Annotated in this window: 16 protein-coding genes; 13 read left to right on the top strand and 3 right to left on the bottom strand. The window is 72.8% G+C overall.

Features of this window, described 5'->3' with window-relative positions; translation table 11 throughout:
• Positions 1-118: 118 nt before the first annotated feature.
• A complete protein-coding gene (wecB, locus tag ACFXDE_RS29630; protein ID WP_380497736.1) occupies positions 119-1,270 on the bottom strand; it encodes a non-hydrolyzing UDP-N-acetylglucosamine 2-epimerase in 1,152 nt (383 codons plus the stop codon).
• A 31-nt stretch (positions 1,271-1,301) separates the two neighbouring features.
• A complete protein-coding gene (locus tag ACFXDE_RS29625; RefSeq protein WP_380497735.1) occupies positions 1,302-2,735 on the bottom strand; it encodes a glycosyltransferase in 1,434 nt (477 codons plus the stop codon).
• Between the two features lie 197 nt (positions 2,736-2,932).
• On the opposite strand from ACFXDE_RS29625, the gene ACFXDE_RS29620 reads away from it, so the two are divergent.
• The 8 genes from ACFXDE_RS29620 to rodA all read left to right on the top strand — a co-directional run bounded on the left by ACFXDE_RS29620 (position 2,933) and on the right by rodA (position 11,758).
• Positions 2,933-4,324: a bifunctional folylpolyglutamate synthase/dihydrofolate synthase gene (locus tag ACFXDE_RS29620; RefSeq protein ID WP_380446122.1), complete on the top strand. Its 1,392-nt coding sequence runs from the start codon at positions 2,933-2,935 to the stop codon at positions 4,322-4,324.
• 2 nt (positions 4,325-4,326) lie between these two features.
• Positions 4,327-4,677: a DUF4233 domain-containing protein gene (locus tag ACFXDE_RS29615; protein WP_380446121.1), complete on the top strand. Its 351-nt coding sequence runs from the start codon at positions 4,327-4,329 to the stop codon at positions 4,675-4,677.
• An 88-nt stretch (positions 4,678-4,765) separates the two neighbouring features.
• Positions 4,766-5,179: a nucleoside-diphosphate kinase gene (gene ndk, locus ACFXDE_RS29610; RefSeq protein ID WP_329931154.1), complete on the top strand. Its 414-nt coding sequence runs from the start codon at positions 4,766-4,768 to the stop codon at positions 5,177-5,179.
• A 321-nt stretch (positions 5,180-5,500) separates the two neighbouring features.
• Entirely contained in the window at positions 5,501-6,526 is a 1,026-nt protein-coding gene (locus ACFXDE_RS29605) for a rod shape-determining protein (protein WP_329931217.1), read from the top strand.
• Between the two features lie 98 nt (positions 6,527-6,624).
• Positions 6,625-7,587 (top strand): rod shape-determining protein MreC, encoded by a 963-nt coding sequence (gene mreC, locus ACFXDE_RS29600; RefSeq protein WP_380446120.1) that lies wholly within the window; start codon positions 6,625-6,627, stop codon positions 7,585-7,587.
• A gap of 3 nt (positions 7,588-7,590) precedes the next feature.
• A complete protein-coding gene (mreD, locus tag ACFXDE_RS29595) occupies positions 7,591-8,232 on the top strand; it encodes a rod shape-determining protein MreD (RefSeq protein WP_380446119.1) in 642 nt (213 codons plus the stop codon).
• Between the two features lie 56 nt (positions 8,233-8,288).
• Complete coding sequence (gene mrdA, locus ACFXDE_RS29590; RefSeq protein WP_380497734.1) at positions 8,289-10,562, top strand: penicillin-binding protein 2; 2,274 nt, start codon at positions 8,289-8,291, stop codon at positions 10,560-10,562.
• Positions 10,559-11,758, top strand: a complete 1,200-nt coding sequence (rodA, locus tag ACFXDE_RS29585) for a rod shape-determining protein RodA (protein ID WP_380497732.1) — start codon at positions 10,559-10,561, stop codon at positions 11,756-11,758. The genes mrdA and rodA overlap by 4 nt, the downstream gene beginning before the upstream one ends.
• Positions 11,759-11,842: 84 nt before the next feature.
• Here rodA and ACFXDE_RS29580 read toward each other — a convergent pair whose 3' ends face one another.
• Entirely contained in the window at positions 11,843-13,138 is a 1,296-nt protein-coding gene (locus ACFXDE_RS29580) for a M14 family zinc carboxypeptidase (protein WP_380497731.1), read from the bottom strand.
• A gap of 446 nt (positions 13,139-13,584) precedes the next feature.
• On the opposite strand from ACFXDE_RS29580, the gene ACFXDE_RS29575 reads away from it, so the two are divergent.
• The 5 genes from ACFXDE_RS29575 (at position 13,585) to rpmA (ending at position 21,147) form a co-directional block, all read left to right on the top strand.
• Positions 13,585-15,513, top strand: coding sequence for a TIGR03960 family B12-binding radical SAM protein (locus tag ACFXDE_RS29575; RefSeq protein ID WP_380497730.1), 1,929 nt, complete (start codon positions 13,585-13,587; stop codon positions 15,511-15,513).
• A 221-nt stretch (positions 15,514-15,734) separates the two neighbouring features.
• Positions 15,735-16,535: a TIGR03936 family radical SAM-associated protein gene (locus ACFXDE_RS29570; RefSeq protein ID WP_380497729.1), complete on the top strand. Its 801-nt coding sequence runs from the start codon at positions 15,735-15,737 to the stop codon at positions 16,533-16,535.
• Between the two features lie 397 nt (positions 16,536-16,932).
• Positions 16,933-20,328, top strand: a complete 3,396-nt coding sequence (locus ACFXDE_RS29565) for a ribonuclease E/G (protein WP_380497728.1) — start codon at positions 16,933-16,935, stop codon at positions 20,326-20,328.
• Positions 20,329-20,557: 229 nt separating this feature from the next.
• The gene (gene rplU / locus ACFXDE_RS29560) at positions 20,558-20,875 is read left to right on the top strand and encodes a 50S ribosomal protein L21 (protein WP_380446159.1); all 318 of its coding nucleotides are present in this window, start codon (positions 20,558-20,560) and stop codon (positions 20,873-20,875) included.
• A 14-nt stretch (positions 20,876-20,889) separates the two neighbouring features.
• Positions 20,890-21,147 carry a 50S ribosomal protein L27 gene (gene rpmA, locus ACFXDE_RS29555; RefSeq protein ID WP_030058248.1) on the top strand — a complete coding sequence of 86 codons (258 nt, stop codon included), beginning with the start codon at positions 20,890-20,892 and terminating at the stop codon, positions 21,145-21,147.
• The last annotated feature ends 94 nt before the right edge of the window (positions 21,148-21,241 follow it).

Raw genomic sequence — 21,241 nt, 5'->3', positions numbered from 1 at the left:
GGTGTCGATGGTGCGCGTGCGGGAGCTACCGACAACTCAAGTCCCGCTAGGGAAAGGGGACTTGCCTCACAAGGTGGAGTAGACCAATCCGGCTGTCAAGCCCGACTGGCGATCAGGACTACGCCGCCCGCAGGCCGGTGCCGGCCTCGGACCGGGCGGACTCGGCGATCCGGGCGGTGAGTTCGGCGATGCGCGCCGAGGCGAGGCCGTCGCCGTACGGGCTCGGGGTGGCCGCGAGCCGGGCCAGCCGCTCGGGGGTGTCGGACAGCCAGGCGTGCGCCAGCTCGCCCAGCTCCTCGCCGGGCCGCACCAGCGCGGCGAAGCCGGCGTCCACGGCCTCCGGGCGCTCGGTGGAGCGGCGCACCACCAGCAGCGGGCGGCCGAGCACGGTGCACTCCTCCTGCACGCCGCCGGAGTCGGAGACCAGCAGCGCGGCGTGGCTCGCGAGGCCGAGGAAGTCGGCGTACCCGACCGGTCCGGTGACGGCGATCCGCTCCAGCAGCCCGTCCAGCCCGAAGCGTTCGACGGCGGCCCGGGTGCGCGGGTGCATCGGGAACAGCACCGGCGTGCCGGCCCGCGCGATGCGGTCCAGCTCCGCGAGGACGGCCCCGAGCGCCTCGGCGGTGTCGGTGTTCTCCGGGCGGTGCACGGTCGCGAGGACGTAGCCGTCGGGGCGCAGCCCGTGCGCGGCGAGCAGGGCGGCGCGCGCCTCCTGGTCCGGCAGCCGGTGGCGGACGACCTCGACGACGGTGTTGCCGGTGAGCGCGATCCGCCGCTCGTCGAGCGACTCGGCGCGCAGGTTGGCGACGTTGTCGGGGGTGGCGGCGCACAGCAGGTCGGCGACGTGGTCGACCATGACGCGGTTGTGCTCCTCGGGCATCGCCCGGTCGAAGCTGCGCAGCCCGGCCTCGACGTGGACCAGCGGGATCTCCCGGGCGTTGGCGGCCAGCGCGCCGGCGAGGGTGGCGTTGGTGTCGCCCTGGACGACGACGGCCACCGGGCGGTCCTCGGCGAAGGCGGCGTCGAGCTGGCCGAGGGACTGGGCGATCTGCCCGGCCCGCGGCCGGCCGCCGACGCCGGTGAGCAGCTCCGGCCGGGGCAGGTCCAGATCGCGCAGGAAGCGGCCGGACATGGCCTCGTCCCAGTGCTGGCCGGTGTGCACCAGACGGGTGGCGTCGCCGAGTTCGTGGATCAGCGGGGCGAGCTTGACGAGCTCGGGGCGGGTGCCGAGGACGACGGCGACGCTGGACGGGGGAAGGCAGGTGCTCATGGGAGGAGGCTCCGTGGGTATCTGTCGGGGCTCAGGATTCGAGGGCGGTGGGGGCGCCGACGGCGACCTTCTCGGCGTTGCGCCGGGTCTTGGCCCAGCCGTTGCGGCCGAGCAGCATCCGCACGGCCGCCCGGGTGGCGACGACGAACAGGTGGTAGGCGTAGATCCACACCAGGACGCCCCAGAGCAGCCCGGTCAGGCGGCGGCGGTCGGGGTGGACGAGGGTGCGGTAGGCGAAGCCCCAGAACACCATCGGCAGCGTGGCGACGACGAAGGCGACGGCCATGTACGGCCCGAACCGCAGCTGGAAGTCGGCGGTCTCGGCGGGGAAGAGCACCAGCCCGGCCGCGGTGATCGCGATCGACAGCGGGGTGAGCAGCACGAGCAGCACGCAGACCACCGGCTGCAGGAAGGTGTACAGCACCTCGGCCTTGCCCGGCCACGTGTAGTGCGGGGAGCGCAGCACCCGGCCGGTGTAGCGCAGGCACTGCATGTTGCCCTGGGCCCAGCGGGTGCGCTGGGTGAGGAAGCGGCGCGGCGAGACCAGGGCCTCCTGGGAGACCTGGGCCTCGGTGACGTGGGTCAGGCGCCAGCCGGCCAGGCGCAGGTCGAGGCCGGACTCGTAGTCCTCCAGCAGGGCGCGCTCGGGCCAGGGCCGCCCGGCCCGGCCCTCCTCGGCGGTGAGCGAGTCGAGGGCGGTGAGGCGCACGAACTGGCCGTTGCCGCCGAGGCCGACGCTGCCGGTGCGCCGGCGCAGTAGCTGCATGCCGGCGTTGTTGGCCTGGAACTCGACGTCCTGCATCCGCACGAGCGCGCGGGCGAACGCGTTGGCGGTGCGGCCGCGGCCGGGCAGCGGGAGCTCGTCGTCGGCGTTGCGCATGCGCACGCCGATCTGGACGGCGCCGGTGTCGGGGCGGCCGAGCGCCTTGTCGCTGCACACCTGCGCGAGGGTGCCGGCGCCGAGCTGTCCGTCGGCGTCGACGACGCCGATGACGACGCGGGAGCGGTCGGTGTCCTCGGGCAGCCGGGCGGAGATCTCGCGGTAGGCGGCGTTGAGGGCGGCGCCCTTGCCGATCCGCGCGTGCGGGCGGCGGCGCTGGACGAGGTGGACGCGGTCGTCGTGGGCCGCGGCGGCGAGGACGAGTTCGCGGGTGGCGTCCTCGCTGTCGTCGTCGATGACCCACAGGTGGGCCTCGGGCGCGGAGGCGCGCAGGCCGGCCAGGGTCTGGGCGACCACGGCCTCCTCGTCGCGGCAGGGGATGACCAGGTGCCACTGGAAGGCGGCGGGGTCGCCGGGTTCGGCGGCGAGGTTGCGCTTGAAGGCGTGGCGGGAGCCGGCCCAGTAGACCAGGAAGCGGCCGAACACCAGGACCATGTAGGCGACGAGCAGCAGTGAGATCAGCCCGGCGAGCCGGACGATCGTGTCCTGCCGGAGGACGATCCAGTCGTGCAGGACGTCGGGCATGGCGTGGCACTCCCAATGATCAAAGGCTATTGGCTCCTCAGGGATGCGAATCGATGCTTCATTGCGGTTCAAACTCGCTAAATCGATAGTAAAGGGAGTGAACTGGGAATCGGTGGTCAAGACCGGGCAAAGTGGTCGTTCTCACCCCGGACCTCACCGTGTGAGGACGGGCCGCCGACCCTCCGTAGACTGTGGTCGTGAGCGACAAGGCCGACCCGAACCCGTACACCCTCCGCCCCGCCGACGGCGGCACCGGCGACGCCCTGCGCGACGTCGAGGTCGAGCTGTCCAAGCGCTGGCCGGAGAACAAGCTGGAGCCCTCGCTCGACCGGATCGAGGCGCTGATGGACATCCTGGGCCAGCCCCAGCGGTCCTTCCCCTCCATCCACATCACCGGCACCAACGGCAAGACCTCCACCGCCCGGATGATCGAGCAGCTGCTCAACGCCTTCGAGCTGCGCACGGGCCGCTACACCAGCCCGCACGTGGAGAGCGTCACCGAGCGCATCAGCCTGGACGGCGCCCCGATCGCCCCCGAGCGCTTCGTCGAGGTCTACCGCGACATCGCGCCCTACGTGGAGATGGTCGACGCGCAGCAGCCGGTGCCGATGTCCTTCTTCGAGGTGCTGACTGGCATGGCCTACGCCGCCTTCGCCGACGCCCCGGTGGACGTCGCCGTGGTCGAGGTCGGCATGGGCGGCTCCTGGGACGCCACCAACGTCATCGACGCCGCCGTCGCGGTGATCACCCCGATCGGGCTGGACCACACCGACAAGCTCGGCGACACCACCGGCGAGATCGCGGTCGAGAAGTCCGGGATCGTCAAGTCCGGCGCCGTCGCCGTGGTCGCCCAGCAGCCGCTGGACGCCGCCCAGGTCATCCTGCGCCGGGCCGTCGAGGTGGACGCCACGGTCGCCCGCGAGGGCATGGAGTTCGGCGTGATCCGCCGTGAACTCGCCGTCGGCGGCCAGCTGGTGACGCTGCGCGGACTCGGCGGCGAGGAGTACGAGGACGTCTTCATCCCGCTGCACGGCGAGTACCAGGCGCACAACGCGGCGCTGGCACTGGCCGCGGTCGAGGCCTTCTTCGGCGTCGGCGGCGCCCGCGGCGGGCAGCTCGACGTGGACAAGATCCGCCAGGCCTTCTCCGGCGTCTCCTCGCCGGGCCGCCTGGAGATCGTCCGCCGCAGCCCCACGATCATCCTGGACGCCGCGCACAACCCGCACGGCGCCCGCGCCACCGTCGCCGCGATCACCGAGTCCTTCGGCTTCAACCGCCTGGTCGGCGTGATCGGCACCTCGGGCGACAAGGACGTGGCCGGCGTGCTGGAGGCCTTCGAGCCGATCCTCGCCGAGGTCGTCATCACCCAGAACTCCACCCACCGCGCGATGGACGTCGACGCGCTCGCGGCGCTCGCCGTCGAGGTCTTCGGCGAGGACCGCGTCCAGGTCGAGCCCCGCCTCGACGACGCGATCGCCGCCGCCGTCACCCTCGCCGAGGAGGAGGGCGACCTCGGCGGCGCCGGGGTCCTGGTCACCGGTTCGGTCATCACGGTGGGCGAGGCCCGCCTGCTGCTCGGGAGGAAGTGAAGATGAGGACGCTCTGCTCCTCGACGCTGATCGGCGAGGCACTGCTGATCATGTTCGCGGCGCTGGTCGCGATGCGGCTCTCCAGCGTCTCGACGGCCTCGGTCTGGATCGTCAGCGGCATCGCGATGGCGCTGTGCATCGCGCTGTGCGGCATGATCAACCGGCCCGGCGCCGTGCAGATCGGCTGGGCGCTGCAGATCGGCCTGATCGCCAGCGGCTTCATCCTGCCGACGATGTTCGGCCTCGGCGTGGTCTTCGCCGCCCTGTGGTGGTGCTCGGTGCACTACGGCCGCAAGGTGGACGAGTTCAAGGCCGCCCGCGCCGCCGCCGTCGCGGCCGCCGCGGAGGCCTAGACCAGCGGAACCGGCGGGTCGCTCACGCAAGGTAACCTCTGCCGTACCCGCATACCGTATGCCGAACCGATTTCCCAGGAGACGCACCGTGTCCCAGCGCACTCTCGTCCTGCTCAAGCCCGACGCCGTCCGCCGCGGCCTGGCGGGCGAGATCATCAGCCGCATCGAGCGCAAGGCCGGCTGGCAGCTCGCCGCCGTCGAGCTGCGCACCTTCGACCGGGCGACGCTGGAGCAGCACTACGCGGAGCACGTCGGCCGCCCGTTCTACGAGCCGCTGCTGGAGTTCATGACCTCCGGTCCGTCGATCGCCCTGATCGTCGAGGGCGAGGACGTCGTCCCGGGCATCCGCATGCTGGCCGGCGCCACCAACCCGCTGGAGGCCGGTGCCGGCACCATCCGCGGCGACTACGCGACGATCACCCGCGAGAACCTGATCCACGCCTCCGACTCGCCCGAGTCCGCGGAGCGCGAGATCAAGATCTTCTTCCCGGCGCACGCCTGAGCCGGCCCGGGCGACACACCCGGAGGACTTAGGGACTGCCCCGGTCGGGACCATTGGCCCGGCCGGGGCATTCTTATCGGGAAATAGGGAACTGGGGGTGCCGACACGGCGTCCCAATCCTCGGAGAAGCGATCACGCTCCGGACAATGGACGGTATGCCCCACGTCGACGTCCGTACCGCGAGGCGTGACTACGATGGACGCGACTCAAGGGCCCGGTAAGGCAGCTCAGCTGGTCTCCGCCCAAGCGTGGGCGCACGCAGTCGTCCACCCCTCATGAACTCCGAGCCCGGGAAGGCACCTACACCCCATGGCGAGCAACCTGTCGTTCATCGGCCGCGACTTGGCGATCGACCTCGGAACTGCCAACACGCTGGTGTACGTCAGGGGCAAGGGGATCGTGCTCAACGAGCCGTCCGTCGTCGCGGTGAACACCAACACCGGCGGCATCCTCGCGGTCGGCGCCGAGGCCAAGAAGATGATCGGCCGCACCCCGGGCAACATCGTCGCCATCCGCCCGCTCAAGGACGGCGTGATCGCCGACTTCGAGATCACCGAGCGGATGCTGCGCTACTTCATCCTCAAGATCCACCGCCGCCGCTACCTCGCCCGCCCCCGCGTCGTCGTCTGCGTGCCCTCCGGCATCACCGGCGTCGAGCGCCGCGCCGTCATCGAGGCCTCCTCCCAGGCCGGCGCGCGCCAGGTGCACATCATCGAGGAGCCCATGGCCGCCGCCATCGGCGCCGGACTGCCCGTCCACGAGGCCACCGGCAACATGGTCGTCGACATCGGCGGCGGCACCACCGAGGTCGCCGTCATCTCCCTCGGCGGCATCGTCACCGCCCAGTCCATCCGGGTCGCCGGCGACGAACTCGACAACGCGATCGTCCAGCACATCAAGAAGGAGTACTCGCTGCTCCTCGGCGAGCGCAGTGCCGAACAGATCAAGATGAGCATCGGCAGCGCCTACGGCCTGGAGGGCGAGAAGGACGAGCACGCCGAGATCCGCGGCCGCGACCTCGTCAGCGGCCTGCCCAAGACCGTCGTCATCTCCGCCGCCGAGGTCCGCGAGGCCATCGACGAGCCGGTCAACTCGATCATCGACGCGGTCAAGACCACCCTCGACCAGTGCCCGCCCGAGCTCGCCGGCGACGTCATGGACCGCGGCATCGTGCTCACCGGCGGCGGCGCCCTGCTGCGCGGCCTCGACGAGCGGCTGCGCCGCGAGACCGGCATGCCGATCCACATCGCCGAGAACCCGCTCGACTCTGTCGCGCTCGGCTCCGGCAAGTGCGTCGAGGAGTTCGAGGCGCTCCAGCAGGTACTCGACGCCCAGCCGCGCCGTTAGCACCGACGACACACCCGACACTCAACTGAACGGGCCGCCGCCGCCAGGGCCCCACAGCCCCGGCGGCCGGCCAGGTACGAAGGGGCAGTACCAGCACCGTGAGGGACACACGAGAGAGCCGGCTGCTGCTCATCCTGCTGGTGGCCGTCGCCTTCGCGCTCATCACCGTGGACATCAAGGGCGGTGAGAGCTCCCCGCTCGGCGGTGCCAGGCGCGCCGCCGCCGGAGTCCTCGGCCCGGTCGAGCGCGGCGCATCCACCCTCGTCGACCCGGTCGCCAACACCGTCCGGGCCTTCCGCGACGCCGCCACCAACAGCGGCCGCACCGACCAGCTCGCCCGCGAGAACACCGAACTGCGCCAGAAGCTCGCCTCCTCCGACATGGCCGCCGGCCGCACCAAGCAGCTCGACGACCTGCTGCGCACCGCCGGCGCCGGCGGATACACCGTCAAGGCCGCCCAGGTCATCGCGATCGGCCCGGCCCAGGGCTTCTCCTGGACCATCACCATCGACGCCGGCAGCGACGACGGCCTCACCCGCGACATGACCGTCATCAACGGCCAGGGCCTGGTCGGCCGGATCACCACCGTCGCCCCCACCACCGCGACCGTCCTGCTCGCCTCCGACCCCGGCTTCACCGCCGGCGCCCGGCTGGAGGGCAGCGGGGAGATCGGCTTCGCCTCCGGCGGCGGCGACAGCCCGATGAAGGTCTCCCTGCTCAACGGGAAGGCGCAGGTCAAGGCCGGCGACCGGCTGGTCACCTTCGGCTCGCAGAGCGGCCGCCCGTTCGTGCCCGGCGTCCCGGTCGGCAAGGTCGTCGAGGTCCAGGCCAACGCCGGCCAGCTGACCAAGACCGTCCTGGTCGAGCCGTTCGTCCAGTTCACCCGGCTGGACCTGGTCGGCGTCGTCGTCGTGCCGCCGCGCACCGACCCGCGCGACGGCGTGCTGCCGCCCGCGCCGGCAGCCGGCCAGAGCCAGGCCCCGGCCGCCCCCGCCGCACCGGCGGCGCCCGCCACCACGGCTCCCGCCGCACCGCCCGCCAAGCCCACTGGGGGGAACTGAGCCATGCGCCTCGCCCGCATCCCCGTCTCCGCCGTCCTGATCCTGTTCGGCCTGATCCTCCAGGTCAGCGTCTTCGGACGGCTCCAGCTCCCCGGGGCCACCCCGGACATACTGCTGCTCGTCGTCGTCGGCCTCGCCATGGTCTACGGGCCCTCCGGCGGCTGCGTCGTCGGCTTCTGCGCCGGACTGCTCGCCGACCTCGCGCCGCCCTCCGACCACGCGATCGGCCGCTACGCGCTCGTGCTCTGCCTGATGGGCTACGCCGCCGGACTGCTGCGCCCGGAGCACGGCCGCCAGCGGTCCGTCTCCAGCGCGCTGCTGGTCGTCGCGGCCGCGGCCGTCGCCTCCACCCTGCTGTACGCGATGGTCGGCGCGCTGGTCGGCGACACCGCGGCCCGGCACGTCGGGCTCGGCGGCCTGGTGATCAGCGCCCTCCTGTACGACCTGCTGCTGGCACCGTTCGTCGTGCCGCTGGTGATGCTGCTCGGCCGCCGCTTCGGCCGCGACCCGGTGACCGCCGCCAGCGACGACGACGAGGGCGGCCCCGGCCTGGGCACGCTGGCCCGCTACCGCACCACCCGTGAGGTCTCGTCGGGCCCCGGCTACCGGAAGCGGCGCGTGCCCGGCTTCGCCCGGCGCCCTTAGCCCCGCCCCGCGGCCCCCGACCTCCCGACCCTCCCGCACCCTGGAGCGCACGAGACGTGAGCAACATCCCCGAGACCGGCCGAACCCGGCGGGTGACGATCCGTCTGGTGGTGCTGCAGATCCTGGTGCTGTCACTGCTCGCCACCCTCGGCGGGCGGCTGTGGTACCTGCAGATCCGCAACGCCAGCGTCTACACCGCCAAGGCGACCGGCAACCACATCCGCGAAGTGGTCGAGCCCGCCGTGCGCGGCGAGATCCTGGACGCCTCCGGGCGGATCCTGGCCGGCAACGAGACCCGCCTGGTGGTCTCCGTCAGCCGCACCTCGCTGCTCCAGCAGAAGGACGGCGGCAAGGCGGTGCTCGCCCGGCTCGCCGACGTGCTCGGCATGCCGGCCAAGGACGTGCAGGAGAAGGTCCGGCTCTGCGACGCCAAGACGCCGCAGCCCTGCTGGAACGGCTCGCCCTACCAGCCGATCCCGGTCACCAAGGAGGCGACCACCCAGCAGGCGATGCAGATAATGGAACGCCGCGAGGACTTCCCCGGGATCACCGCGCAGCCCACCGCCGTCCGCCGCTACACCGGCGCCGAGGGCGCCAACATGGCCCAGGTGCTCGGCTACCTCTCGCCCGTCACCGACGACGAGGTCAGCAAGACCGCCGCCAAGACCGGCCTGGACCGCTACCTGCCGGCCGACCAGATCGGCCGGGCCGGCCTGGAGTCGGTCTACGACCGCGACCTGCGCGGCACCGCCGGCATCACCAAGCTGGAGGTGGACAACCTCGGCCGGGTGATCGGCACCGCCGGCACGGTGGCCCCGCAGACCGGCGACAACCTGGTCACCAGCATCGACGCCCGGGTGCAGAAGGTCGTCGAGGACAACCTGGCGCAGGCCATGAACGACGCCAGGAACACCTTCGACAAGGTCACCAACCGCAACTACGAGGCCGACTCCGGCGCCGCCGTCGTGATGGACGTGCACACCGGCCGGATCGTCGCCATGGCGAGCGCCCCGACCTACGACCCCAACCTCTGGGTGGGCGGCATCAGCGGCAAGGACTACCAGTCGCTGACCAGCAAGGACTCCAACTTCCCGCTGCTGAACCGGGCCATACAGGGTCAGTCCGCCCCCGGCTCGACCTTCAAGGTCGTCTCCACCACCGCCGCGGTGCAGGCCGGCTACTCGCTCGACGGCCGGTACGACTGCCCGAAGGCCATGACCATCGGCGGCCGCGAGTTCAAGAACTTCGAGAGCGAGAACTTCGGCGCGATCTCCCTGGAGAAGGCGCTGGAGGTCTCCTGCGACACCGTCTTCTACGGCCTGGCGTACGACCAGTGGATGAAGGACGGCGGCATCAAGCCGAAGAAGGACCCGGGCGACTGGTTCTTCAAGACCGCCCACGAGTTCGGCCTCGGCGCCAAGACCGGCATCGACCTGCCGGCCGAGGTCCCCGGCCGGGTGCCGGACCGGCAGTGGAAGCAGTCCTTCTACGACAACAACAAGGACGCCTGGTGCGCGCAGGCGCAGAAGGGCGGCAACAGCTTCTCCGACCAGATCGCCCGGGAGAACTGCGTCGACGGCTACCAGATGCGCGCCGGTGACGCCGTCAACTTCGCGATCGGTCAGGGCGACACCCTCGTCACCCCGGTCCAGATGGCCCGGATCTACTCGGCGCTGGCCAACGGCGGCACCTTCTACCGGCCGACCATCGCCAAGGCGGTGATAAGCCCGGGCGGGGACCTCGTCCGCGAGATCGCCCCGCACGAGGACGCCAAGTTCCCCGGCGACCAGAAGCTCCTCAGCTACATCGACCAGGCCACCGCGGGCGTCATCACCAGTGGCACCGCGGCCTGGAAGTTCGCCGGCGCCGGGTGGCCGCAGGGCAAGATCGAGCTGCACGCCAAGACCGGCACCGCCGAGGTCGAGGGCAAGCAGACCACCTCGTGGCTCACCACGTACAGCAAGGACTACGCGGTCGTCATGACCATCAGCCAGGGCGGCACCGGCTCCGGCGGTTCCGGTGACGCGATCCGCCGGATCTACCAGGCGCTGTACGGCGTGGACGACAAGGGCAACGTCGACAACGGCAAGGCCCTGCTGCCCGCACCGCAGGCCGAGCTGCCGAAGTTCAACCCGGACGGCACCGCGATCATCAAGCCGGCCGCGTACACCGTCGAGGACCCGTCCGGCCTCGCCGACCCGGGCGTGACCGGCGGCTCCCCGCGGGTCTTCCTCGACCCGGCGCCGCCGGCCGGCCCGACGGCGCCCCTGCTCGCCGCGGCCGGTGCCGCGCTCGAACCGCAGCGCGGCGCGGGAAGGGGACGCGCATGACCTCGTACGGTTCCTACCGGCAGCTGCGGCTCTCGCCGCAGCGCACCGGGGTGTCCAAGGCCCTCGCCAAGGACTCGCCGCTGTGGCGGCTCGACTGGATACTGCTGCTGGCCGCGCTGACCCTCTCGCTGGGCAGCTCGCTGCTGGTGTGGTCGGCCACCCGCGGGCGGGACTCGCTGACCCACGGGGACCCGCAGTACTTCCTCTACCGGCACCTCACCAACGTCGTCGTCGGGCTCGTGCTGTGCGCCGTCGTGATAGCGATAGGGAGCCGGCGCTTCCGCACCCTCGTGCCCTTCGTCTACGTCGCCGTGATCCTGCTGCTGATGGCCACGCTGAGCCCGATCGGCTCGACCATCAACGGCGCGCACTCGTGGATCCAGCTCGGCGGCGGCTTCTCCGTCCAGCCGGCCGAGTTCGCCAAGCTCGGCATCGTGCTGGCGATGGCGGTCGTGCTGTCGGACCAGGTGGACGCGGGGGAGCGGGCCTTCCCCTCGCACCGGGCGGTCTTCCGGGGCCTGGTCTGGGCGTGCCTGCCGATGGGCCTCGTGCTGCTGATGCCGGACGCCGGGTCGGTCATGGTGATGTCCGCGATCGTGCTGGGCATCCTGCTCGGCTCGGGCGCGGCCAACCGCTGGGTCCTCGGGCTGCTGGTCCTGGGCACCGCGGGGTCCGTCGCGGTCTGGAAGTTCGGGCTGCTGAGCAAGTACCAGATCGACCGCTTCGCCGCGTTCGCCAACCCGCAGCTCGACCCCTCCGGCGTCGGCTACAACACCGCGCAGGCCCGGATCGCGATCGGCTCGGGCGGGCTCACCGGCAAGGGGCTGTTCCACGGGACGCAGACCATAGGGCAGTTCGTGCCGGAGCAGCAGACCGACTTCGTGTTCACGGTGGCCGGCGAGGAGCTGGGCTTCGTCGGGGCGCTGGCGATCATCCTGCTGGTCGGCGTGGTGCTGTGGCGGGCCTGCCGGATCGCGCGGCAGGCGACCGACCTGTACGGGACGATCGTCGCGGCGGGCGTCATCGCGTGGCTGTCGTTCCAGGCGTTCGAGAACATCGGGATGTGCCTGGGCATCATGCCGGTGGCGGGCATCCCGCTGCCGTTCGTGTCGTACGGCGGTTCGTCGATGTTCGCGGTGTGGATCGCGATCGGACTGCTCCAGGCGGTGCGCAGCCAGCGGCCGATAGCGGCGTGAGAGCACGTCCTCGAGTCGAGGGCCGGTCCGGGAGCGAATCCCGGGCCGGCCCTCGACTTCTGTACGGGGCTCGGCCGTTGAGCGTCAGCCGAGCAGGCACTCGGCGGCGGCGAGGGCGGCCCGGGTCTGGTGGGCCACCTGCTCCTCGACCGGCACCCAGCGGGCGCCGAAGCGGTGGCGCAGCTGGTTCAGGCTCTCGGTGACGATGGCGCGGGCGCGCTCGCGGCCGGCCTCCGCGCCCGGTCCGCGGACGTCGGCCAGCAGCCGCAGCAGCATCGACGCGACGCGCAGCGGCACCCGGGCGGCGACGATCGCGGCGGTCGTCACCCGGGAGACCGTGAGCGGCTCCGCGCACCAGCGCTCCAGCCACTCGTCCGCGACCGACGGGCAGACCGCCAGGTTGAAATCGGCGGCGCGCACCAGGGGGCCGTGCACGGCGCGGGCGTGTACGGGGACGCGGGCGAGCAGTCCGGCCAGTTCCTCGGCGCGGTCGCGCAGGGTGCGGGCGGCGGCGGTGACGGCGGGGCCGACGGCGGGGTGGGGGCGCGGGTCGGCGACGGCGTCGACGGACCACATGGGGACTTCGAGGACGGCGGTGACGCCGCCGTGGCGGGTGGCGTAGGACCAGGTGGAGAGTTCGGGTTCGTCGGGCAGGGCGCGGGTGGCGGCGTCGCTGCCGGGGGTGGGCATGAGGTAGGTGCCGGGGGCGGGGCTGGCCCAGCCGATGGCGTCGAACGAGTCGATGTCGAGGGGGAGGCCGGCGCGGTCGGCGGAGCGGGCGAAGCGTTCGGGCAGGCCGGGGACGGGGCGGGTGAGCTGGACGAAGGCGCCGCCGAAGTCGACGCCGTGCAGGGAGCACTGGAGGAAGGGGCGCAGTTCGTCGATGAGTGCGGTGAGGGCGAGGCTCTCGGGCATGGGCCGGCGGCCGGTGGCGGGGGCGGGGAGGAGTTCGGGCTGTTCCTCGAAGGAGGGGCGGAAGAAGTGCTGGTAGTGGCGGCGCATGGTGAGGGGGCCGTCGAGCCAGCCGGCGTTGAGGGCGGCGCCGTCGGGGTCGAGGCACAGCAGGAGGTGCCAGGAGAGGCCGGGGCGGGCGGGGGAGGCGAGGAGGAGTTCGGCGAGGCGGACGGCGGTGGCGGTGCCCACGGGTTCGTTGGGGTGGGGGCCGCCGACGGCCAGGACGGTGTGCGGGCCGCGGTCGACGGAGAGCAGCAGCAGGGGCCGTCCGGCGCGGGAGCGGCCCACCTCGCGCAGCCGGCAGCGGTCGGGGTGGCTGCGGGCCAGCCGCCGGGCCGCGGCCTCGGCGCCGGCCACCGTCGGGTAGCGGGCCGGCGTCACGTCGAGGGGCCGGGGCGGACGGACCCGGTGGCCGGTGTCGGTCATGCTTCTCCTTGCCCCCGGGCGAGGGCCGCCGGGGCGCGGACGGGTGCGCCGCCGGCCGCGGCCCGCGGGCCGGGGCGGTGTCGGTCGCCGGTGGGGAGTCGGCGAGGGGCCGAGCGTACGGCCCAACTCCCGGCGCGGGAAGGGGTGCAGGGGTCGGTGGCGGAGCCCTGCCAGTAGCGCACGGGCCGTCCGGGGGTGTCAACGGCGGACGGCCCGGGGACGGCGGGCGCGCACCGTGCGTGCGGGGCGGGTGCGAACGGACCGGGCCGCGCCGGTGCGCGCCGCGGGCGGGGGCGGGCGGCGCCGCGGGCGTCCCGGTGGGCGGTGGCCGCCGATCGGGCCCGCCGGGTCCTTCCCCGGATTGGGCTACCCTTGAGGGTCACCCCTCCCAGCCGTCGCCTGCCGGTGCGCGCGGCCCCGAATCACGTCGTAAGGGTTCCTAGTACATGACTGTCGAATCGGTCTTCCCACGCCTGGAGGCCCTCCTCCCGCACGTCCAGAAGCCGATCCAGTACGTCGGCGGCGAGCTCAACTCGACCGTCAAGGACTGGGACGCCTGCGACGTCCGCTGGGCGCTGATGTACCCCGACGCCTACGAGGTCGGCCTGCCCAACCAGGGCGTCATGATCCTCTACGAGGTGCTCAACGAGCGCGAGGGCGTGCTGGCCGAGCGCACCTACAGCGTCTGGCCGGACCTCGAGGCGCTCATGCGCGAGCACGACGTGCCGCAGTTCACGGTGGACGCCCACCGGCCGGTGAAGGCCTTCGACGTGTTCGGCCTGTCGTTCTCCACCGAGCTCGGCTACACCAACATGCTGACCGCGCTCGACCTGGCCGGCATCCCGCTGGAGGCCAAGGACCGCACCGACGACGACCCGATCGTCCTGGCCGGCGGTCACGCGGCGTTCAACCCCGAGCCGATCGCGGACTTCCTGGACTGCGCGGTGGTCGGCGACGGCGAGCAGGCCGTGCTCGACATCACCGACATCATCCGGGCCTGGAAGGCCGAGGGCCGTCCGGGCGGGCGAGACGAGCTGCTGCTGCGCCTCGCGCGCACCGGCGGGGTGTACGTCCCCAAGTTCTACGACGTCGAGTACCTGGCCGACGGCCGGATCGGCCGCGTCGTGCCGAACGCCCCGGGCGTGCCGTGGCGGGTGTCCAAGCACACCGTCATGGACCTCGACGAGTGGCCCTACCCGAAGCAGCCGCTCGTCCCGCTCGCCGAGACCGTGCACGAGCGGATGTCCGTCGAGATCTTCCGCGGCTGCACCCGCGGCTGCCGCTTCTGCCAGGCCGGCATGATCACGCGCCCCGTGCGGGAGCGAAGCATCACCGGCATCGGCGAGATGGTCGAGCGCGGGCTCAAGGCGACCGGCTTCGAGGAGGTCGGCCTGCTGTCGCTGTCCAGCGCCGACCACACCGAGATCGGCGACATCGCCAAGGGCCTGGCCGACCGCTACACCGAGGACAAGATCGGCCTGTCGCTGCCGTCCACCCGCGTCGACGCCTTCAACATCGACCTCGCCAACGAGCTGTCCCGCAACGGGCGCCGCTCGGGCCTCACCTTCGCCCCCGAGGGCGGCAGCGAGCGCATGCGCAAGGTGATCAACAAGATGGTGTCGGAGGAGGACCTGATCCGCACCGTCGCCACCGCGTACGGCAACGGCTGGCGCCAGGTGAAGCTGTACTTCATGTGCGGCCTGCCGACCGAGACCGACGAGGACGTGCTCCAGATCGGCGAGATGGCGAAGAACGTCATCCAGAAGGGCCGCGAGGTCACCGGTCAGAACGACATCCGCTGCACCGTCTCCATCGGCGGGTTCGTGCCCAAGCCGCACACCCCGTTCCAGTGGGCCCCGCAGCTGTCCGCCGAGGCCACCGACGCCCGCCTGGCCAAGCTGCGCGACTCGATCCGCGGCGACCGCAAGTACGGCAAGAACATCGGCTACCGCTACCACGACGGCAAGCCGGGCATCGTCGAGGGCCTGCTCTCGCGCGGCGACCGCCGGGTCGGCGGGATCATCCGCGCCGTCTACGAGGACGGCGGCCGCTTCGACGGCTGGCGCGAGCACTTCTCGTACGACCGCTGGATGGCCTGCGCCGACAAGGCCCTGGCCGGCACCGGCGTCGACGTCGACTGGTACACCACCCGCGAGCGCACCTACGAGGAGGTGCTGCCCTGGGACCACCTGGACAGCGGCCTCGACAAGGACTGGCTGTGGGAGGACTGGCAGGACGCCCTGGAGGAGGTCGAGGTCGACGACTGCCGCTGGACGCCGTGCTTCGATTGCGGCGTGTGTCCCCAGATGCAGACGGCTATCCAGATCGGCCCCACCGGCAAGAAGATGCTGCCGCTGACGGTCGTCAACAAGTAGTCCCTCGGCACACCGACGACCCCCGGCCGGAGTGTCCCGGCCGGGGGTCGTCGGTGTGCGGCTGACCAGGGGCGGAGCGAGGGGCGCGGCGGGGCGCGTACCCTTTGAGGTGACAGAGTCCGGACAGTGGCGGGAACCCGCCGCGCCGGACGGGGACAACTGACTAAGGACTGAGCGACCTGGCACGCCGTACGCCCGACGGTCCGCCGCCCGCGCCGACGGTGCAGCGGATCCGTCTCCGCTACACCAAGCGCGGCCGGCTCCGCTTCACCAGCCACCGCGACTTCCAGCGCGCCTTCGAGCGCGCCCTGCGCCGCTCGGCCGTGCCGATGGCGTATTCGGCCGGCTTCACCCCGCACCCCAAGGTGTCCTACGCCAACGCCGCCCCGACCGGGGTGGCCAGCGAGGCGGAGTACCTGGAGATCGGCCTCGCCGCCGTCCGCGACCCGCAGGCGCTGCGCGCCCAGCTGGACGAGTCGCTGCCCGCCGGACTGGACGTCATCGACGCGGTCGAGGTCCGGACGCCGAACTTCGTGGAGCGCCTGGAGGCCTCCGAGTGGCGGGTGCGGCTGGACGGCGTCGAGCCGCAGGAGGCGGCCCGCGCGGTCGGCGTCTTCCTCGCCGAGGAGCGGGTCGAGGTGCAGCGCCAGACCAAGAACGGCGTGCGCGTATTCGACGCGCGCGGCGCCGTGGCGGCGCTCGAGGTGCTCGCGCCGCAGGTCGACGGCGGTGCGGACACGGAGGCCGGAGCGGCCCACGATGTTCGGACCGGCCGTGCCTGTGCGATACTGCGCCTGGTAGTACGACACGCCACACCAGCCGTACGACCCGACGACGTGTTGTCCGGTCTCCGTGCGACGGCCGACCTGGCGCCGCCGGTCCCCGCAGAGGTGACCAGGCTGGCGCAGGGGCCGCTCGACGAGGAGTCCGGCACGGTGACCGACCCGCTGGCGCTCGACCGCGCCGCGGCCCCGGCCGGTTCCGATCCGGCCGCAGGGCCGCGCGCTACCGCGTCCGCCTAGCGGGCGGAGGCCGGGTCCAGTGCCTCACTGGACCCGACGGACCTCCGGGGTTCCCGCGGCTCCCCAGGGGAGCGAGCGTCGTCGCAGCACAGGCCGGCCCCTTGCGGCCCGCCGACCAGGACGGTCGGTGGGCCCGAGGACCCCTTCCGGGAGCCACCCGGGGTTGGGGGACGGCGCAGCTTGGGAAAACCACAGAAGACTGGTCAGACCAGAAGACTTTCGACACCCCGCCGAGCGTGGGGCGCCGAGCGAGACTACGAGCCCCTGTGCGGCCTCGCGTCCGCGCGGCGGCACCGTGAAAGGTCCGGCCCGAGCACCGTGAGCGGTGCCGGTCGGCCGCAGGTGTCGTGCCGTGCCCGGATGCGGAGCCCGGGGGCCTGACGGGAGATCCACCCGCATGCTCGATAACACCGATCCGCAGCAGTCTGCGACGGAACCGAACGACACCGGTGCGACCGGTGGCGAGGGCGCGTCCGCCGCGCCGCCGCGCCGCCGTCGCCGCGCGGTGTCCCGCCCGGCGGGTGCACCGCAGGGCGCGGCGGCCGAGGCCGCCGAGACCGTGATCCCGGCCGAGGCGCAGGCCGCCCCGGCCCCCGCTGCCGTCGCCGAGGCTCCGGCCGAGGAGGCCCCCGCGGCCGAGAAGCCGGTCCGGGCCCGCCGGACCCGCAAGCGTGCCGAGGCCCCCGCCGGGGCGCCCGCCGCCGAGACCCCGGCCGTCGTCGAGCAGGCCCCGGTGGCCGAGCCGGTGGCCGAGAAGGCCGAGCAGCCCGCCGCCGAGGAGGCGCCCGCCGCGCCGGCCCGCCGCGCCCGCCGCCGTCGCGTGGTCGAGGCCGCGCCGGTCGTCGAGGCCCCGGTCGAGGAGCCGGTGGCCGAGGAGGAGCCGGCCGAGGAGGAGACCGAGGCCGAGGCCGCCGCGCCCGCGCCGGTCGCCGAGCCCGCCCCGGCCGTCGAGGCCGAGCCGCCGCACCGGGTGCGCCGCCGCGCCGTGCGCCCGTCCACCGCGATCTTCCAGGCCCCGGTGTTCCAGGAGCCGGCCCCCTACGTCGCCCCGGCCGCGACGCAGCAGCAGCCCGCTGCCGTCGAGGCCCCGGCCGCCGCCGAGCAGGCCCCGGTGGCCGCCGAGCGCGAGGAGGAGGACGAGTTCGAGTACAGCGGCGTCGGCCGTCGCCGCCGGGTGCGCGCCCGGGTCGAGCCGGGCCGCTCGAAGGGCGCCGCCAAGGCCGCCCAGAAGGCTGCCGCCAAGGCCACCCCCAAGACCGCCCCCAAGGCCGCTCCGGTGGTCGTCGAGGCCCCGGTCGAGGCGCCCGTCGCCGTCGTCGAGGCCCCCGCCGCCGGTCCGGAGACCGAGGGCGAGTGGGAGGACGACGGCCGTCCGTCGCGCCGCCGCCGCCGGGGCGGCCGTCGCCGCCGCCGTGGCGAGGCCGAGGAGTTCGAGACCGAGGCCCACGAGGCCGAGCAGCCCGCCGAGGAGCCGGCCGCCGCGGTGGTCGACGAGGAGGACGAGGACGACGACGACCTGGCCGCCGGCCTGTCCTCGTCGCGCCGTCGCCGTCGTCGTCGCCGCCGCAGCGGCGAGGCCGGTGCGGTCGAGGCCGCCGAGACCACCGAGGACGGCGTCCGCACGGTCGTGAAGGTGCGCGAGCCGCGCCGCCGCTCGACCGAGCCGTCCTTCGACCCCGACGAGGTCCAGTCCATCAAGGGCTCGACCCGCCTGGAGGCCAAGAAGCAGCGCCGCCGTGAGGGCCGCGAGCTGGGCCGCCGCCGGGTGCCGATCATCACCGAGGCCGAGTTCCTGGCCCGCCGCGAGTCGGTCGAGCGCGTCATGGTGGTGCGCCAGAACGGCCAGCGCACCCAGATCGGCGTCCTGGAGGACGGGGTGCTCGTCGAGCACTACGTCAACAAGGAGCAGGCCACCTCGTACGTCGGCAACGTCTACCTGGGCAAGGTCCAGAACGTGCTGCCGTCGATGGAGGCCGCGTTCGTCGACATCGGCAAGGGCCGCAACGCCGTGCTGTACGCCGGCGAGGTCAACTTCGGCGCGCTGGGCGGCCACGGCGGCCCGCGCCGGATCGAGTCGGTGCTGAAGTCCGGCCAGTCCGTGCTCGTGCAGGTCTCCAAGGACCCGATCGGCCACAAGGGCGCCCGCCTGACCAGCCAGATCTCGCTGCCCGGCCGCTACCTGGTCTACGTGCCCGAGGGCTCGATGACCGGCATCTCGCGCAAGCTCCCCGAGAACGAGCGCGCCCGCCTGAAGCAGATCCTCAAGAAGATCGTCCCGGACGACGCGGGCGTCATCGTGCGCACCGCCGCCGAGGGTGCCTCCGAGGACGAGCTGACCCGCGACGTCCAGCGCCTCCAGCAGCAGTGGGAGGAGATCCAGAAGAAGGCCGCGACCGGCAACGCCCCCGCGCTGCTGTACGGCGAGCCGGACATGACCGTCCGGGTCGTGCGCGACATCTTCAACGAGGACTTCACCAAGGTCATCGTCTCCGGCGACGAGGCGTGGCAGACCATCCACGAGTACGTCTCCAGCGTGGCCCCGGACCTCGCCGAGCGGCTCCAGCGCTGGACCTCCGAGGTGGACGTGTTCGCCACCTACCGGATCGACGAGCAGCTGATGAAGGCGCTGGACCGCAAGGTCTGGCTGCCCAGCGGCGGTTCGCTGGTGATCGACCGCACCGAGGCGATGGTCGTCATCGACGTCAACACCGGGAAGTTCGTCGGCCAGGGCGGCAACCTGGAGGAGACGGTCACCCGGAATAACATCGAGGCGGCCGAGGAGATCGTGCGCCAGCTGCGGCTGCGCGACCTCGGCGGCATCATCGTGATCGACTTCATCGACATGGTGCTGGAGTCCAACCGGGACCTGGTGCTGCGCCGCCTGCTGGAGTGCCTGGGCCGGGACCGGACCAAGCACCAGGTGGCCGAGGTCACCTCGCTGGGCCTGGTCCAGATGACCCGCAAGCGGGTCGGCCAGGGCCTGCTGGAGTCCTTCTCCGAGGCCTGCGTGCACTGCAACGGCCGCGGCGTGATCGTCCACGTGGAGCAGCCGAGCGCCCACACCCACGCCCCGGCGGCCGCGGCCGTCGAGGCGGGCCAGGGCGGCAAGCGCCGTCGCCGGGGCAAGGGCGGTGCGGGCCACGAGGAGCCGCAGGCCGTCGAGGCCGTGCCGGTGACGGAGGAGACGGTCGTCGAGCTCGTCGAGGCCCCGGAGGCCCCGGCCGAGCCGGTGCGCGAGGAGATCGAGGGCCAGCTGGCCCTGGAGGTCCCGGGCGTCGAGGCGCCGGTGTCCCAGGCGGCCGCGGAGGCCGTCGGGGCCCCCGTCGCCGAGCCGGCCCCGGTGGCCGCTCCGGCGGGCCGGCCGCGCCGCCGCGCGGTGCGCAAGGCGACGGCCCCGGCCGGTTCGCCGCAGGGCGCCGAGATCGTGGTGCTGCAGGCGAAGGCCGACGCGGCGCTGGAGGCGGCCCTGGAGGCCGCCGCGGTGGCCGCCGCGGCCCCGGCCGAGCCGGTCGCCGAGCCGGTCGCCGAGGAGGCTCCGGTGGAGGCCGCCGCCGAGGCCGCCGCCGAGGCTGCGGCCGAGGCGCCCGCGGAGGAGCCGGCCGTCGAGGCCGAGGCCGAGGAGGCGCCGGCCCCCAAGAAGCGGGCCGCGCGCAAGACCGCCGCGAAGAAGACCGCCGCCAAGAAGACGACGACGGCGGCCAAGAAGACCACCGCCCGCAAGACCGCGACCAAGCGGACGAGCGCGGCGGCCAAGAAGGCGGCGGCCGCCGAAGGTGATACGGCGGCCGAGTAGTGCCCACGCCCGGGGCGGGACCCTTCCCGCCCCGGGCCGTACGGGCCGGTTTGCCCCCCGGGCGGCCGGTCCGTATTCTTGACCATCGGCGTGTCTACGCCATTGCTCCCGAGCACATCACCTTCCCGGTACGTCCGCGCCAGCGCGGAGGGACGGGGAGAGGCTCCTGTGTCCGTACCCAGGTGGCTGGCGTCGGGGGTTCCGACCGAGCAAGGAAAGCAGGTACCGCATGTACGCGATCGTTCGCGCAGGCGGCCGCCAGCACAAGGTCGCCGTCGGCGACGTGCTGGAGATCGACCGTATCGAGGCCAAGCCGGGTGACTCGGTCGAGCTCTCGACCATCCTGGTCGTCGACGGTGACGCCGTCACCTCCGACCCGTGGGTCCTGGCCGGCGTGAAGGCTCACGCCGAGGTGGTCGACCAGACCAAGGGTGACAAGATCATCATCCTGCGTTACAAGAACAAGACCGGCTACCGCCGTCGTCAGGGTCACCGTCAGAAGCACACCGCGGTGCGCATCACCAGCATCGACTCGGTCAGCAAGTAAGGGGATAGCGAAAAATGGCACACAAGAAGGGCGCAAGCTCTACTCGTAACGGCCGTGACTCGAACGCCCAGCGCCTCGGCGTGAAGCGCTTCGGTGGCCAGGTCGTCTCGGCCGGCGAGATCCTCGTCCGCCAGCGTGGCACCCACTTCCACCCGGGTGCCGGTGTCGGCCGCGGTGGCGACGACACCCTGTTCGCGCTGACCGCCGGTGCGGTGCAGTTCGGCAACCGTCGCGGCCGCAAGGTCGTCAACATCGTGGCCGTCGAGGCCTGAGTCCCCGCGGACTCACGAGTCGCACCAGACTCACACTGAAGGGTGGGCCGGAATGTTCCGGTCCACCCTTCGGCTTTACGCAGGTAGCAAGCAG

The sequence above is a fragment of the Kitasatospora sp. NPDC059408 genome (assembly GCF_042751525.1).
In the GTDB taxonomy this organism is placed as follows: domain Bacteria; phylum Actinomycetota; class Actinomycetes; order Streptomycetales; family Streptomycetaceae; genus Kitasatospora.
Note: the sequence above shows the minus strand (reverse complement) of the source record. Positions and strands in the feature narration are given on the sequence as shown.

Bases quoted from the DNA above. Each gene is read 5' to 3' on its own strand.
- rodA (WP_380497732.1), top strand. From the start codon at position 10,559: ATGACCTCGTACGGTTCCTACCGGCAGCTGCGGCTCTCGCCGCAGCGC.
- ACFXDE_RS29580 (WP_380497731.1), bottom strand. From the start codon at position 13,138: ATGACCGACACCGGCCACCGGGTCCGTCCGCCCCGGCCCCTCGACGTG.
- rpmA (WP_030058248.1), top strand. From the start codon at position 20,890: ATGGCACACAAGAAGGGCGCAAGCTCTACTCGTAACGGCCGTGACTCG.
- ACFXDE_RS29625 (WP_380497735.1), bottom strand. From the start codon at position 2,735: ATGCCCGACGTCCTGCACGACTGGATCGTCCTCCGGCAGGACACGATC.
- wecB (WP_380497736.1), bottom strand. From the start codon at position 1,270: ATGAGCACCTGCCTTCCCCCGTCCAGCGTCGCCGTCGTCCTCGGCACC.
- mreD (WP_380446119.1), top strand. From the start codon at position 7,591: ATGCGCCTCGCCCGCATCCCCGTCTCCGCCGTCCTGATCCTGTTCGGC.
- ACFXDE_RS29575 (WP_380497730.1), top strand. From the start codon at position 13,585: ATGACTGTCGAATCGGTCTTCCCACGCCTGGAGGCCCTCCTCCCGCAC.
- rplU (WP_380446159.1), top strand. From the start codon at position 20,558: ATGTACGCGATCGTTCGCGCAGGCGGCCGCCAGCACAAGGTCGCCGTC.
- ACFXDE_RS29615 (WP_380446121.1), top strand. From the start codon at position 4,327: ATGAGGACGCTCTGCTCCTCGACGCTGATCGGCGAGGCACTGCTGATC.
- ACFXDE_RS29565 (WP_380497728.1), top strand. From the start codon at position 16,933: ATGCTCGATAACACCGATCCGCAGCAGTCTGCGACGGAACCGAACGAC.